Source organism: Stenotrophomonas sp. YJH_SMC_65 (genome assembly GCF_059369475.1).
In genome coordinates, this window is the sequence record NZ_JCAFSR010000006.1 from 127,066 (window position 1) to 141,273 (window position 14,208).

At 62.7% G+C, this 14,208-nt stretch carries 14 protein-coding genes and 1 tRNA gene; 2 read left to right on the forward strand and 13 right to left on the reverse strand.

What is annotated here, in order from left to right; translation table 11 throughout:
- Positions 1-5: 5 nt before the first annotated feature.
- Positions 6-617, forward strand: a complete 612-nt coding sequence (coaE, locus tag AC5P7A_RS12905; RefSeq protein ID WP_180835124.1) for a dephospho-CoA kinase — start codon at positions 6-8, stop codon at positions 615-617.
- Between the two features lie 975 nt (positions 618-1,592).
- Here the strand turns inward: coaE and AC5P7A_RS12910 are convergent.
- The 13 genes from AC5P7A_RS12910 to AC5P7A_RS12970 all read right to left on the reverse strand — a co-directional run bounded on the left by AC5P7A_RS12910 (position 1,593) and on the right by AC5P7A_RS12970 (position 13,670).
- The gene (locus AC5P7A_RS12910; protein WP_053495128.1) at positions 1,593-1,880 is read right to left on the reverse strand and encodes a hypothetical protein; all 288 of its coding nucleotides are present in this window, start codon (positions 1,878-1,880) and stop codon (positions 1,593-1,595) included.
- 591 nt (positions 1,881-2,471) lie between these two features.
- Positions 2,472-3,116 carry a hypothetical protein gene (locus AC5P7A_RS12915; RefSeq protein WP_126411298.1) on the reverse strand — a complete coding sequence of 215 codons (645 nt, stop codon included), beginning with the start codon at positions 3,114-3,116 and terminating at the stop codon, positions 2,472-2,474.
- 1,019 nt (positions 3,117-4,135) lie between these two features.
- Entirely contained in the window at positions 4,136-4,504 is a 369-nt protein-coding gene (locus tag AC5P7A_RS12920; RefSeq protein WP_154582513.1) for a hypothetical protein, read from the reverse strand.
- A gap of 733 nt (positions 4,505-5,237) precedes the next feature.
- The gene (locus AC5P7A_RS12925) at positions 5,238-5,624 is read right to left on the reverse strand and encodes a hypothetical protein (RefSeq protein ID WP_014648204.1); all 387 of its coding nucleotides are present in this window, start codon (positions 5,622-5,624) and stop codon (positions 5,238-5,240) included.
- A 539-nt stretch (positions 5,625-6,163) separates the two neighbouring features.
- Positions 6,164-7,534: a sensor histidine kinase gene (locus tag AC5P7A_RS12930; protein WP_075676409.1), complete on the reverse strand. Its 1,371-nt coding sequence runs from the start codon at positions 7,532-7,534 to the stop codon at positions 6,164-6,166.
- Positions 7,497-8,174 (reverse strand): response regulator transcription factor, encoded by a 678-nt coding sequence (locus AC5P7A_RS12935; protein WP_005410804.1) that lies wholly within the window; start codon positions 8,172-8,174, stop codon positions 7,497-7,499. Before AC5P7A_RS12935 ends, AC5P7A_RS12930 begins: the two co-directional genes overlap by 38 nt.
- A 162-nt stretch (positions 8,175-8,336) precedes the next feature.
- Complete coding sequence (locus AC5P7A_RS12940; RefSeq protein ID WP_014648206.1) at positions 8,337-8,798, reverse strand: hypothetical protein; 462 nt, start codon at positions 8,796-8,798, stop codon at positions 8,337-8,339.
- A 115-nt stretch (positions 8,799-8,913) separates the two neighbouring features.
- Entirely contained in the window at positions 8,914-9,384 is a 471-nt protein-coding gene (locus tag AC5P7A_RS12945) for a hypothetical protein (RefSeq protein ID WP_014648207.1), read from the reverse strand.
- A gap of 95 nt (positions 9,385-9,479) precedes the next feature.
- Positions 9,480-9,959, reverse strand: a complete 480-nt coding sequence (locus AC5P7A_RS12950; protein WP_032957208.1) for a hypothetical protein — start codon at positions 9,957-9,959, stop codon at positions 9,480-9,482.
- 258 nt (positions 9,960-10,217) lie between these two features.
- The gene (gene rimK, locus AC5P7A_RS12955; RefSeq protein WP_005418651.1) at positions 10,218-11,096 is read right to left on the reverse strand and encodes a 30S ribosomal protein S6--L-glutamate ligase; all 879 of its coding nucleotides are present in this window, start codon (positions 11,094-11,096) and stop codon (positions 10,218-10,220) included.
- 177 nt (positions 11,097-11,273) lie between these two features.
- Positions 11,274-11,492, reverse strand: coding sequence for a hypothetical protein (locus AC5P7A_RS12960; protein WP_049440387.1), 219 nt, complete (start codon positions 11,490-11,492; stop codon positions 11,274-11,276).
- A 124-nt stretch (positions 11,493-11,616) separates the two neighbouring features.
- Positions 11,617-11,690, reverse strand: a tRNA-Gly gene (locus AC5P7A_RS12965).
- Positions 11,691-11,849: 159 nt separating this feature from the next.
- Positions 11,850-13,670: an autotransporter domain-containing protein gene (locus tag AC5P7A_RS12970; protein ID WP_180835146.1), complete on the reverse strand. Its 1,821-nt coding sequence runs from the start codon at positions 13,668-13,670 to the stop codon at positions 11,850-11,852.
- Positions 13,671-13,910: 240 nt separating this feature from the next.
- Here AC5P7A_RS12970 and thiS point away from each other — a divergent pair, with 240 nt between their 5' ends.
- Complete coding sequence (gene thiS / locus AC5P7A_RS12975; protein WP_005418796.1) at positions 13,911-14,111, forward strand: sulfur carrier protein ThiS; 201 nt, start codon at positions 13,911-13,913, stop codon at positions 14,109-14,111.
- Positions 14,112-14,208: the final 97 nt, after the last annotated feature.

The window sequence follows — 14,208 nt, forward strand, 5'->3', positions numbered from 1 at the left end:
TCCCCATGAGCCGCTATGTGGTTGGCCTGACCGGCGGCATTGCCGCCGGCAAGAGCGAGGTGACCCGGCGCTTCGAGGCGCTGGGCATCGTGGTGGCCGACGCCGATCTGGCCGCCCGCGCGGTGGTTGCCGCCGGCAGCCCGGCCCTGGACCGTATCGCCGAGCGCTTCGGCGCCGGCATGCTGCAGGCGGACGGTAGCCTGGATCGGGCACGCCTGCGGGCCCACGTGTTCGCCGACCCGACCGAACGGGCGGCGCTGGAAGCGATCACCCACCCGGCCATCCGTCTGCTGATGCAACAGCAGTGCGAGCAGGCCGCCAGCCCCTATGCGATTGCCGCCATTCCGTTGCTGACTGAGGTCGGTGGGCGGCAGGCCTACCCGTGGTTGGACCGGGTATTGCTGGTGGATGCGCCCGAAGCCGTGCAGCACGCCCGGCTGATGCAGCGCGACGGCATCGACGCCGCGCTGGCCGACAAGATGATCGCCGCCCAGGCCAGCCGCGCGCAGCGGTTGGCACTGGCCGATGATGTAGTGGTCAACGATGGTCACCCCGAGGACCTGCAGGCGCAGGTGGAACGGGTGCATGCGCGGTATCTGGGGTTGGCTGGGGGCTGAGGCCTGGCTGCCGGCCAGCGACCGGCACTACCGAAGCGCATCGCCCCATGGCGTGGATCCACTGTAGAGCCGAGCCTATGCTCGGCTTGATGATCGCAGCCGAACTTTCTTGCGTTTTCTTCGACTCAATCCAATCGGACATCATCACTGCGGCGCGGGCCTCGATCATGACTATCCCGTTTCGCAGGTATAACCAGCAGACTCCTCGCTTTTCGTCGACGATGCAGCTCGCAACATTTCCAAGACGTTCGCTCCACTCCATTGCGGTTTCATCAAACCTCACCGCGCACGACTTGACGCCCTCGAAGCAGACAGACACGGGAATGCGCTCAGGCACGTCTGGCAAGCAGATGACATCTGTATCCCTCAGCACCAACAGCTGAGCTGAGAACTGCTTGCTGCCTACGGAATGGCTCAACCCCGTCAAGACAGCGAAACTCAGCCGCCCGGCAGCAACTCCATCGAGTCGTGTTCCAGAGGCCGCGGACACGCTGGGTCGTGGAGAATGTCCAGACAGCGCAGGGAGCTCCGACCTGAGTAGACTGCCCCCCGCCTCCAGCATGCCTCCGGCCAGATAAAGCCGAAGCACGCCAGTGCAGCCTAACCCATCAAAATGGCCATCCTGAATGTTCCCGGGCCAAGCGTTGTCCGACAGCTCCTGACTGTCGGACAGCAGGAAGAACGATTCTAGGTTATGGCAACCAATGTCAGCCAATGCTCCTTCCGCAAGGTCACCACATACGCCAACAGTCCGTATCAGGCAGGATCTATCCAGGATCGACACCTGCACTGAATCGAGAGACGAGTCATGAAGTCCCGTCGCCTCCAATGGATTTCGAACCACCAACTCAGCCTCCAATAAGCCACGGGGAAATGCGCTCAACACTATTGGCCGTGGCTCGGATGTACCTACAAATTTCAGCTGATCCAGTGGGTCATTGCAGCTCTGACCCACATCACTAATCAATCAGGAAATCAGCGGCCGCCACGAATAAACAGAGCCACGTCTCGATCAAAGAAGACGCTTTGGGCGATGTACGTTCTGACATCACCCGCCATTGCCTGATCAGGGTCCAAGAAAGAAAGCTCAACCAACTTCATCAGCAGATCCTTACTTGGCGACTTTCTCAACCACCAATGGAAGACACTGTTCCTATCATGTTCTGAGGCGTTCTCCATCCCAGGCTGATATGTAGCCATGAGCTGATCGATCAACTCCGCTGGCAACAAGTCGTACTCCCACCACTTGGTCGGGAATTCCATCATTTCCAGATACGCACTTCTATCCATGAATCATCACCAATAAGGCAGACCAACGCCCTCGATAAGCCCCCACATGACACCGGACATGATCGACACTCATCTGCAAACGATCATGCACCAACTATTTGCACGGGATCAACTTGGTCATGTACTTCCCACCTGCAAAGGACGTTGCTTATCAAGCCATACAATTGAATCAAGCCCCCCAGCTCTACGACGCAGGACTTCCTGATCGACCGCGCTCGATCAAAGTGAAGTCGTGCCCTGTATCTGGACAATGCAGTAGACCGAATCCAGGCGCTCGCAACAACGCACCTCGTCCGAGGTACCGCCACTCTTCCGCGGAAAAGCCAACTGCATAGGACTCATCATCGATCACGGCAACCACGATCCCGCGCGTTCCGCCACCTAGATCAACGGTGTCGCCAAGCAGTACCTTTTCCCCATCCGGGTAGTTCATAGGAAGCACTCAGGGAAGTCCATGAATGTCGACGAGATCAGAGCGGGCTTCGAGCTCAAGCATGCCTTCGGATAGCGCCATACGGGATGGTCGATTCGGATTTCCAACTGCTGGCCACCAACAGGACCGAGCTAGACATACGGATCGAAATCCAATGAGACTCCACTAGACGCCATCAGTCTGATCACGTCACAAGAAAGATTGAAACCCGGCCACACCCCGCGCTGACTCGATAGGCGTACTCCCACCTCCAGCGCCCACACCTTCGCCTCTCCTCCCACCTTCTCAAGGCCGCGCTGCAACGCTTCATGAACTCCCTCCTGGATGTCGCCAGTTCTGTATTGCTGGCGCTCGACTCTGGAAAGGATGACTTCTTCACCACTCACAGGAGAGTCACCAACGAGAACGACAACCAGCTCAGGGCGCGTCGATGGAGCACTGTCCTCCCCCAATTCCAATCCATCTGCGCCTCCGTCTCCAGTCAACTCGGGATCAAAATTCAATGAAGCAGATATAGATGCCATCTTTTCAAGGGTTGCGGAAGAGAGATTCAGACACGCCCTATCTCCCTCGCCTGCCCGAACTCGCACATCGACCTCAAGAGTCTGATGGGTCGACTCGGACAGGCTTGCCGCCCCGCGACAATCAATGACTTTCCTGATCAGAACATCCGCAGCATCCAGCTCATTCACTTCGAGCGACAGCTGCGCCATCAAGTCACAGCTAGCACAGCCAGCTACCGAAGCCGTCAATTTCACTTCAATCTCAGGATGCATCACTTCCACCGATGATTGGCAACTTCCACGAATAGAGCAGCGGATTATACGAACACCAGAATGATGCAATCGGGCATGCGCGCATTGCAATCAACGCACCTTTACCAGTTCAACTTCATATAGCGACGGCCTCCTTGCAAGCAACGAAATTCTCGCGCCTTCAGATGCACTCTCCCAGCTCTACGCCTATTAGATCACTTTCGCCCAGGTCAGTCGCGTGCGGCGCTCGGCATCGGCCGACGATGCGGTGATCAACGATGTCCAATGGGAAGGCCTGCAGGCGCAGCTCGAACCTCTACATGGACGCCATCCGAGGCTCGCTAGGGACCGAGGTGCTCGCAATGCGCGGAAGCGCTTTTACGCATGACTTGGATCTTCTGAGATATTTCATCCGCTCATCCCTATCGACGTCGGCGTCCCTTTTTTGCCTACGCCTTTCCGCGGAGCCCTTTCCGTGCCAAACCACAACAGAAACAAAAATGAACATCACTCCCGCAACAACCCAGGAAAAGCCCATCAATCTGTTATAGGCCGACTGTCCGAATAAACGAATCAAGGCGCTATACAGACCACAGTTCGCTCGGCAAGGACCCGTCCCAATCAATGCATCGTCCATGACTGCAACGCCATACACGACCATCAGTACACCCACGAGACATCCGAAAATACGCAAGGCGAGCATCTTCATTCCTTAATTCGCGTCAAAGATTCCGCCATTGGCATAAAGAGCTCCAACTACCGGGCGCGCACCTGGAGAGCGCCCTACCGCGCTTTCGGATCCACCTGCCAGCATTTCAGGCAATCTCCAGCCCAGGATTCAACGACGGAGCATTCACTCGCCGCAATATGGTTGCGCACTTCACCGCCCACTACGGGTCAGCATAGCCAACGGGGTCTTCCCAAGCGCCCAGCAAGCCACGGTTACCGGCCGTAACGTGCGCAAGGTGCCGATTCACATGAACCCTTGGTCGATGTTGGCCTTTAGCTCGGCGTTCAACAGCTCGGGCCTGAATCAAGATTCAATTCAAACTCCAGCTAGAGACAAGCCCCCTCACCGAATGACCCAAATCCAGACCAACGGAATCAACACGACGAGATAGGTAGAGAATGACAACCAGAATATCGAAAGAAGCATCCTTCGGGCACCAGAAGCCACCCAGAACACCTGCCGCCAGCCACAAAATGGATACTTCCGCATCAAGTGATCCCGCTCCAGAATCGCAGGCCTCCCAAGTGAGATCCACAGCTCCGGGGAATTTCTTTTTAACTCCCAAACAAGAATAAGCCTTGAAGCGATCGCGATCATTAGCATCACGGCTGCCAATACACAAAGCAATTCGAATATGGATTCTAAGGGCATTCGCAGCTACTCCATCTGACACCAGCACCCAAGAGACTGCTTTGCGCAATGACGTAACTCGCCGTGGCATTCCACCGCCTTTGGCCAACGATTCCCACTGACGAGACCGCACCAATTTTCATAGCTGAATGGGAGAGCCCCCGCCGAAGCTCGGCATCCGCCTCATAAAGTCTTGAGAAATGCCTTTCGTAGCAGTCTCTCGTTACCCGCTCCTGAGCGTTTGCATTGAGTGAGAAGATCCCACCTAGCATCCGGATCAAGTCAGGAAATCCGAAAGCCGTTGCAGTCCGGCACAGATGCGCAACCCGATCTTTCAATGAGGCGCCCGCGGTGGTCTCGCGTCGTTGCGGCTAGCGCGCATCCGGCCGTATCTAAACACAGAACAGCCACAACCACCTCCCTGTGGAAAAAAGCGAAAGAAAGCAACGCTGTAAGAGCGCGCGCAAGTCCAAGCATTAGCCTTCCGAAGGCCTGTACACAGCTTCCTTCTGACTCTACACAGGAGAAGCTTCCTGTGAAACCTTCGTGGCGCGTCCAGGCACGGAGTATCGGATTGTGGCAATTGACCTGCAATCCCCTCCCGCCTCATCGTGGCAAGCGAGTTCATCGCATCTGCCCATCGTTGGGGGTAGCACGACATAACAGCAGTTTGTGCCCCCCCCAAGCAGCGCGCGAAGCGCGCCACAAGCGGACCACAGAAAGCGTACGCGCGACCCAAGGCAGTTGCGGCAGCAGCTCGCGCATCCACGCATTGCGTGGACCTACTCCAGCTGCAGGCGGGCATAACGGGCCAGTTCTCGTGCGCCGAGCAGCAGGCCGTCGACGACATCCGGGCTCAGCTGCTGGTGGGCACCGCCCTGTTCGCGGGCGGCTTCGGCGGCGTGCAGCACCTGCATGAGTGCATTCAGGCCGGCCAGGGTGCGGCTGAGACCGGCCATGGTGGCCGCCTGGGCAGGACTGAGGCCCTGCGCTTCCAGTCGCCGGCCGTCGGCGGCATCGCGACCGTCCATGCGGGCCAGCAGCGCGGGCAGCAGATCCTTGGGATCATCGAGCAGAGTTTCGACACGCTCGGCCACGTCGGCCGGCAGCAGGTCAGCGGCTTCGCCGATCAGTGCGTACAGTTGGGGGAACACGGGGCGTGCGGACATGGTGAATCTCCTCGCAGACGACGAGCCACCTGCGGATGCGAGGTGGCGGACGGTGCGGGTTGGCGTACCGGAGACCCAACAACTCAAGCGCGAGGAAAAAGACTCCAGCGGATTCTGATGAATCCCCACGCACCATCCGCCGAAACGAGGCAGGCGATGCATTTTCCATGATGAGCCGCAGCCCACCCGGAGCGCTTGAGTTGAAGGTTTTTTTCAGGACGCCAATCCCGGCCAGGGCACCTGCCCCGGCCGCCCCATCTGGCCATCACGCAGCGCTGTGATCTGTAGGGAAATTCTCAAGCCGCTGTTGGGTGTACGAATGCGTGCATGCGGACACGCGCGCTACGTGGCAACGGTCACGGTGATGTCGTGTTGGGCTTCTGGCCCATCCTTCCTGCGAGGGAAATTCGGTGGCACAAGCGACAGAGGGCGCGACACGAACCCGCTGTGGAGCCGAGCCTATGCTCGGCTTCGGGAAGCCACGGCAGCCGAGCGCAGGCTCGGCTCTACAAGTGGAGCACCCACCCAAGCAGGGGCCCTTACAACGGCTTCGGCGAGAACGTCAGCGTGGCGATCACGCCGCGCTCGCCACCGGGGCGCACGCTCACCTGCCAGCCATACAGATCGCACAGGCGGCTGACGATCGACAGGCCGATGCCGCCCCCCTGCGAATGTCCGGCATGCGTGCCGCGATAGCCGCGCTGGAACAGCTTGGCGGCGTCCTCTTCGCTCAGGCCCGGGCCGCTGTCGGTCACCGACACCGAATTACTGCCGACAAAGACGCGCACCTCGCCATCCTGCGAGTACTTCACCGCATTGCCGATCAGGTTGCCCAGCGCCACCGACAACGCGGCTTCCGGCGCATCGATCACCAGGTTGCGCTCGCCTTCCAGCGCCAGCTCCAGCGGCTTGCCACCCAGCTGGGCGCGGTGGGCGTCCAGCAGCTGTTCGGCCACGCGCGCGACGTTGCTGGTGCCCTGCCCGCGCTCGTTGCGCGACAGCAGCAGCAGCGCGCCGATCAGGTCGCTGCACTGCTGTTCGGCGCGTTGGATGCGCTGTAGCCGCTGCAGCACCTTCTCATCCAGGCCGGGCCGGGTCAGCAGCAGTTCGGTGGCGCCACGGATCACCGCCAGCGGCGTGCGCAGTTCGTGGCTGACGTCGGCATTGAACTCGCGGTCGCGCTGCACCACTTCGGTCAGTCGCGACGAATAATCATCCAGCGCCTGCGCCAGCTGCCCCACTTCGTCATCGGGGAAACGCGGCGCCAGCGGCTCGGGATCACTGGTGCCGCCGCGATAGGCACGCAGCCGCGCGGCCAGGTCCGAGACCGGCTTCATCACCTTCGATGCCGACCACCAGCCCAGCACCAGCGACAACAGGCTGAACACCAGCACCGACAGCACCAGCGCGCGGTTGAGCTGCTGCCCACCGCGCACGCTGTCGGTCATGTCATAGGCCAGGAACGCCCAGGCGTCCGGCGTCTTGCGCACGGCCAGCTTGTAGGCGTAAGGCTGCCCACGTTCGTCGGTGCCCGAGATATTGTGGTTGCCGTCGGGCAACGCTGCCCAATCAGGTTCTTCCTCACGCAGCGCATCGAACTTGTCGGGCTTGACGAGGCGCGCACGCATCTGCTGCACGGGCAGGTCGGGGTTGCGATCCGGGCTCTCGTAGAACCGCCGCACGTACTCGTTGATGTTGCGGTTCATCACGTCTTCCACCAGCTGGTTTTCCACGCGCATGCGGGCCCAGTTGGTGGCAAACGCGAACAGTGTCGTCAGGCAGAAGCCCAACAACACGAACGAGACGATGATGCGGCTGCGCAGGCGCCGCCGATACGGCGAACGCCGGCGCTCCCCCTTGGTTGCCACGGAATCAGGCTTCCGGGGTGGCGATGCGGTATCCGATGCCATGGCGGGTCTGGATCAGCGGCACTTCAAACGGCTTGTCGACCACCGCACGCAGGCCGTGGATGTGGACACGCAGCGAATCCGAGTCGGGCAGCTCCTCGCCCCAGACGCGGGTTTCCAGCTCCTGGCGGGTGACCACGGCCGGCGCGGCCTCCATCAGGGCCTGCAGGATCTTCAGCGCGGTCGGGTTGAGTTGCAGCAGCTTGCCCTGGCGGCGCACTTCCAGCGTGTCCAGGTTGTATTCCAGGTCGCCGGTTTCCAGCACGCGGGTCTGCACACCCTTGCCGCGGCGCGACAGCGCGTTCAAGCGCACTTCCACTTCCTGCAGCGCGAACGGCTTGATCAGGTAGTCATCGGCGCCGGAATCGAAACCAGCCAGCTTGTTGTCCAGCGAGTCGCGGGCGGTCAGCATCAGCACCGGGGTCTGCTTGCGCGCTTCGTTGCGCAGCTTGCGGCACACTTCGATGCCATCCATGCCCGGCAGGTTCAGGTCCAGAACGATGGCGTCGAACTCGTGGACCACGGCCAGGTGCAGGCCGGTCACGCCGTCGGCGGCGAAGTCCACGGTGTGGCCACGATCCTCAAGGTAGTCGCCAAGGTTGGCGGCGATGTCGCTGTTGTCTTCGATTACGAGAATGCGCACTGGGACCTCTGGTTCTTGAAGGGTCGTCGGGGGGCCAGGCCCACCCGCTCAGGATGCCCCTGCGTGGGTGGACGCGACGTCTACCTGCTGAACGATACAGGTTCCATTCTTAACATTTCGTACCGAAGCGCCGACACCGGCAAAAGCCCCCGCGTCAGCCGGTCAGCGGCTGATGCGCTGCTGGTCGGTCAACGCCCGGCGGCTGTCTTCCTGGGCCTTGCGACGCTGGGCCACGGTCAGGCAGACGCTGGTCGGCATGTTGCTGCCGGTAAGGCGCTCGCGGCGGCAGATCATGCGACTGTCGGCCTGGGCGCGGGTCATGATGGTGTTGACGATCTCCTGCTCGTTGAACAGGTCGTTGCGCTCCTGCGGGGCCAGCTCATCGACCTTCTCCCGGCCATTCATCTTGATCCGGATCCGGTTCAGTGCCTGCTGCACGCGACTCTTGTCCTCCAGCCCGATCTCGCTGTAGTCCTCGCTGCCCATGGCCGTTTCAACGCGGCGGATCTGCTCGGACACCGGGGTGAAGGCATCCATCTGCACGGTGTCCTTCTGCGCCTTGGCCTGCACGGTGGCTACCAGGCCGAGCGACAGCATCAGGGCAAGTGTCGTGTTGCGGTACATGACGAGCTCCATGTTCGTCCATGAATAGGGTCTCGACTTTACGATTCCGCCGATGCGCCCACAAGGGACGCACGGCAGGGTGACCGATGGCGGCATGCGATCGGTCCGGCAGCGATCAGGGCTTGTAGTTGTTGAAGCGCTGGTTGTCGTTGAGCGCCTTGCGGCTGTCTTCCTGCGCCTTGCGGCGCTGGGCCACGGTCAGGCAGACACTCTGCGGCATGTTGCTGCCGGTGGTGCGTTCACGACGGCAGACCATGCGGCTGTCGGCGTGGGCGCGGGTCATGATCGTGTTGATCACTTCCTGGTCGTTGAAGATCTCGGTGCGGTCCTGCGGACTGACCTGCTCCACGCGTTCGTGGTCGCCCATCTTGATCTTGATGCGGCCCAGCGCCTGCTGCACGCGGCTTTTGTCTTCCAGCCCGATCTCGCTGTAGTCCTCGCTGTTGATCGCCGTCTCAACGTTGCGGATCTGTTCGGCCACCGGTGCGTTGGCGTCGAACTTCACCTGCCCTTTCTCGGGCTTGGCGTGGGCGGTGGTGGCCAGGGCCAGGCCCAGCATCAGGGCGAAGGGGGTCATGCGCTGCATCGTTACCTCCAGGTTCTTCCATGAGTGGAACATCGATCCTGCGGTGCCACCGATGCGCCGTCACAGCACACTCGATGGGCCGAAGGGCGGTGCGGTCAACGCCCGGCGGGCGGTGGGCTGAGCGTGTTGTAGCTGCGCTGGTCGTTGATCAGCGCCTTGCCTTTCTCTTCGATCCGGCGCCGTTCGGCCACGGTCAGGCAGCGGCTCTTGGGCATGTTGCTGCCGGTGGTGCGTTCGTACCTGCAGATCTGCCGGCTGTCTTCATGGCCACGCGCCAACAGGGTGTTGATGCGTTCCTGCTCGTTGAAGACCTCGGCCTGCAGCTGCGGCGGCAGCTCCTGCACGGTCTGGCGTTCGCCCATGTGCTGGCGGATACGCGACAGCGACTGCTGCACCTGGCCGCGATCCTCGGCGGACAGTTCGGCATAGTCGGGGGCGGCCAGGGCGGTTTCCACCTGACGCATCTGCTCGGCGACCGAGCCCTGCCGGTCCATCTGTACAGCCACTTTCTCCGGCTTGGCGGCAACAGCGCCAGACAGGCCCAGCAGCAACGCGATCATCATGATGCGGTACATCGCCAACCTCCCGATCCATCCCGGAACGAAGGGCCAACTCTACGACCGTCACGCGGCCTCCACAAGAGACCTTGGGCATGGGGCCGACAGGCATAAAAAAGGCCCAGACGGTGCACCCGCCTGGGCCTGAAGTCGTATCCCGATACCGATCCTGCTGAGAGGCAGAGCTGCGGTTCGCTGAAGCCTACGCCCGCTCCGATTAAAGCCTCGTTAAAGGCCCGGATCATTTGCCGGTGAGAATCATAACCCCATGGATAATCAGGGTTTTTTGATCTTCTCTACGTGCTCGATGATGCGTGTCGCCACGTCGACCCCGCAGGCCGCTTCGATGCCTTCCAGCCCGGGCGTGGAGTTGACCTCCAGCACCAGCGGGCCGCGCGCGGAACGGATCAGGTCCACGCCGCAGACCGACAGGCCCAGCGCCTTGGCCGAACGCACCGCCACCTGCTGCTCGGCACGGCTGGCCTTGGCCGCCACGGCGGTACCCCCGGCGTGCAGGTTGGAGCGGAAGTCGCCCTCCGGTGCCTGCCGCTGCATCGACGCCACCACCTGGTCGCCCACCACGAAGCAGCGCAGGTCGGCCCCCTTGGCCTCGCCGATGAATTCCTGCATCAGGAAGTTGGCGTACAGGCCGCGCAGCGCTTCGACGATGCCGCGCGAGGCACTGGCCTTCTCGGTCAGGATCACGCCGCGCCCCTGGGTGCCTTCATTGAGCTTCACCACATGCGGCGGCGGGCCCAGCATGGACAGCAGGTCGACGGTGTCGTCGGGGTTGTCGCCGAACACGGTGACCGGCATGTCGATGCCCTTGGCCGCCAGCAGCTGGTGCGCGCGCAGCTTGTCGCGCGAACGCAGGATGGCGTCGGACGGATTGGGCGTGCGCGCGCCCATCAGCTCGAACTGGCGCAGCACCGCGGTGCCGTAGCGGGTGATCGAGGCACCGATGCGCGGAATGACCATGTCCACCCCGGTCATTGGCCGGCCCTTGTAGTGCATGGAAAAGCCATCGGCGGCGATGCGCATGTAGCAGCGCAACGGGTCCAGGATGCGCACGGTGTGGCCGCGCGCGCGCGCCGCCTCGACCAGCCGACGGGTGGAATACAGGGAGCTGTTGCGGGACAGGATGGCGAGCTTCATCGCGGTGGGATCGGTCGGCAGGCGCGAAGCATAGCGCGGGCGTGTGGCGGGTGGATGATGCCTGGCCCGTGCTGCCTGCGCCGGTAGTGGCCGGCTCCTGCGGCGACGATTCCGGCGAAAGAGTAACCGTCGCCGGATACACCACAGGCCCGCATCACCATGCGGGCTGGTTCCGCTTCAGAACCCGCGCGCGGATTCACCCAGCGCTGCGATGCAGGCCATCTGCGTGACCGATCCGGCCGAGGTCCCCTCATAGATCTGCCACAGAAGCTGCGCGGCCTTCGGCCCACCGGCGCGACCCAGTGCGCGCACTGCCTCCAGCTGGCGGGAGGTGCCGGCACCGGAGTTCTTGTAGATCTCATGAAGGCTGCCGACGACGTCGTCCTTCGTTTCCATGCGCTGCGTCCCGTGTTGGAAATGCGGCAACGCTAACCGGGCACGGATGGCCGTGGATATGAAACTAATCAGAAATGAAGAAGGCCGCTGATGAGCGGCCTTCTGTCTACGCGCGTGGCGCGATTGGAGCGGGCGATGGGAATCGAACCCACGTCAGTAGCTTGGGAAGCTACAGCTCTACCATTGAGCTACGCCCGCATTGCGGGTGAAAGTCTATGCGGTGGGGCCGGTGTTGCGCAATGGCAGCGTGCCGCAATGGGGTCAGAGCCGTTTCCTGGCGGAAACGGATCCGACCCCCGGCGCAACAGGTCAGAGCCCTTTCCTTGCGGAAAGGGATCCGACCCCAGCGGGTGCTGCTTAGAACGTGCCGCTGAAGTTGGCGAACAGGGTGGCGTCCTGCGCGCGCTTCTGGCCGGTCGACGCGCTCAGGCCGAAGTTGCTCTGCAGGCCGAACAGTTCGGTACGGGCACCCAGCACGACGGTGGCGTAGTTCTTGTCGAAGTTCAGGCCGGGCACGCGGTAGTTGCCCAGTTCCGGCAGGGTCTGCAGCCAGGCGCTGGCCTGCTTGGTGTCCTCGAACTCGTGATCGTAGGTCACCTGCGCGTACGGCTTGACGGCGCCGCCATCGAAGCGGGCCTGCCAGCCGAGGCGGCCGACGGTCGAATCGACGTTCTGGCGGTCATAGCCCAGTGCGGTGGCCAGGGTGCCGGCCGCGGCGCTTTCGGTGTAGCCGTCGATCTTCACCTTCTGCCAGATCACCGAGGCGATCGGGCCGTGGCGGAAGCCGCCTTCGGTGCCGAACTCGTAACCGGCGTTCAGGGCGGCGGTCAGGTTGCTGCCGTCCGGCGAACCACCGTGCTCACGGGTGGCCGGGCCCAGCTGGACCTTGCGGTTAACGTCATAGGACAGCCAGGTGTAGCTGACCTGGCCGTTCACCCAGATGCGATCGCCGTACCAGCCGGCGAACAGACCGGCGGTGGTGTCCTTCTGGGTGAAGTCGCCACGGCTGTTGCCGAAGTCGGCGCTGAGGCGGCCGAAGCCGGCGAAACCGCCGAACACCATGCCGTCGCGGGCCCAGTCGATACCGAACAGGCCGGCCGGGGCCAGGCCGTCGTACAGGTCGGCGTGGTCGTAGCGCTGCAGGTCGCCACGCACGCCCCCCCACCAGGACAGGCCGTCAGCCGGCCGACCACCCAGGTGCATGCTGACCTGGTCGGCACGCGAGCGGCCGATGGTCTGTGCCGAGTGGCTCAGCACCTGCTGCAGGCGCGGGCCTTCCAGCACCGAGACCGCGTACTGGCCCAGCAGCTGATGACCGGCAGTGGTCGGGTGCACGCCATCGGCAAACAGGTAGGTGTTGGCCGCATCCGGGCTGACGTAGCTGGTCGGGTTGCAGGTCAGGATGCTCTGCGTCGAGTTGGCCGGATCGATCTTGCAGGCGGTGCTGGTGACGTTGGTGAAGCCGTACATGCCCGGGTTGGCGGTCACTTCACGCAGGATGCTGAAGGTGTCGAGCGGAATGAACTCGATGCCCGCCTGCTTCAGACCACCGTACAGGGCCTTGTTGTAACCGGCCGACAGTGCAGTGGCGGCGGCGGCGTTGGGGCCACGGAACTGCGGAGTGATGCCCACGTCCGGCAGATTCGGCACGAGCACGTACTGGGCACCGGCCTGCCTCAGGGCGCCCACCAGCGCGATCTGGTCGGTGACCGCGGCGCCGATGATGCCCTGCACCTGGGCCTGCGAGGCACCACCGGCCGCTGCGCGCGTGGCCGCGAACAGATCATTGGCACCGCCCCATACGGTGTACAGGGCATTGGCGTCAGCCTTGCCACCATTCGCAGCAAGGTAACGGGTCGCCTGCGACTTCAGCGACGGAATGGCTCCGAGGCCACCCGCTTCGTCGGCCGATACACGGGCGCCGCCGACGGCGTAGTTGTCACCGTTCTGGCCATTGCCGTTGGGCGTGCCGTTGAGGCCGTAGTAGTTGGCGACCTGCTGCGCCCACACCCAACCCGGGTTGGTGGTGAACTGGCCGGTCACCGGACGCACATCGGCCGGCAGCAGCGGGCGGAAATAGCCAGCGTCGGTCAGGCTGTCACCGAAGAACACGGCCTTGGAATAGGGGGATTCGCCTGCCATGGCCGGAAGCGCGGCCAGCGCGATCGCGGCCGCCATCAGGGAGCGGATCGGGCGTTTGCTGAGCAGCATGTAAAAAACTCCTGTGGGGATATCGTTGAGGACCCGGCGGACGTACGCCGGCGCACGGTGAATGGTTCCACTGCGCCGCGTTTTGCTCACGCTGCGCCGCCGCATGGATTGTCGCCTGAGGGCGCTGGACCACGCTGTGCCGGGGCTGGCGATCAACGAAATTTGCAAGGGTTCCGATCCGCGCAGGCCATCGGCGACAATGCGGCGATGAACATCCAGCTCAACGGCGAACCCCGTACCCTGCCCGCTTCGGCGACCCTCCACGACCTGCTGCAGGCCGAGCAGCTGCTGCAGCGCCGGGTGGCGGTGGAGGTCAACGGCGAGATCGTCAGCCGCAGCCGCCATGGCGAGCACGTCCTGGCCGAAGGCGACGTGGTGGAGATCGTGCACGCGCTGGGCGGGGGCTGAGGCCTGCGCGGGTGTTCAGGGGTCAGATCCCTTTGCCGATGGCAAAGGGATCTGACCCCACGCTCGACCCCGCCCTCTGCGTGACCCCATCTTCAGG

Coding starts and splice junctions, on each gene's coding strand:
- coaE (WP_180835124.1), top strand. CDS start 6: ATGAGCCGCTATGTGGTTGGCCTGACCGGCGGCATTGCCGCCGGCAAG.
- AC5P7A_RS12910 (WP_053495128.1), bottom strand. CDS start 1,880: ATGGAATTCCCGACCAAGTGGTGGGAGTACGACTTGTTGCCAGCGGAG.
- AC5P7A_RS12915 (WP_126411298.1), bottom strand. CDS start 3,116: ATGCATCCTGAGATTGAAGTGAAATTGACGGCTTCGGTAGCTGGCTGT.
- AC5P7A_RS12925 (WP_014648204.1), bottom strand. CDS start 5,624: ATGTCCGCACGCCCCGTGTTCCCCCAACTGTACGCACTGATCGGCGAA.
- AC5P7A_RS12930 (WP_075676409.1), bottom strand. CDS start 7,534: ATGGCATCGGATACCGCATCGCCACCCCGGAAGCCTGATTCCGTGGCA.
- AC5P7A_RS12940 (WP_014648206.1), bottom strand. CDS start 8,798: ATGTACCGCAACACGACACTTGCCCTGATGCTGTCGCTCGGCCTGGTA.
- AC5P7A_RS12945 (WP_014648207.1), bottom strand. CDS start 9,384: ATGCAGCGCATGACCCCCTTCGCCCTGATGCTGGGCCTGGCCCTGGCC.
- AC5P7A_RS12950 (WP_032957208.1), bottom strand. CDS start 9,959: ATGTACCGCATCATGATGATCGCGTTGCTGCTGGGCCTGTCTGGCGCT.
- rimK (WP_005418651.1), bottom strand. CDS start 11,096: ATGAAGCTCGCCATCCTGTCCCGCAACAGCTCCCTGTATTCCACCCGT.
- AC5P7A_RS12960 (WP_049440387.1), bottom strand. CDS start 11,492: ATGGAAACGAAGGACGACGTCGTCGGCAGCCTTCATGAGATCTACAAG.
- AC5P7A_RS12970 (WP_180835146.1), bottom strand. CDS start 13,670: ATGGCGGCCGCGATCGCGCTGGCCGCGCTTCCGGCCATGGCAGGCGAA.
- thiS (WP_005418796.1), top strand. CDS start 13,911: ATGAACATCCAGCTCAACGGCGAACCCCGTACCCTGCCCGCTTCGGCG.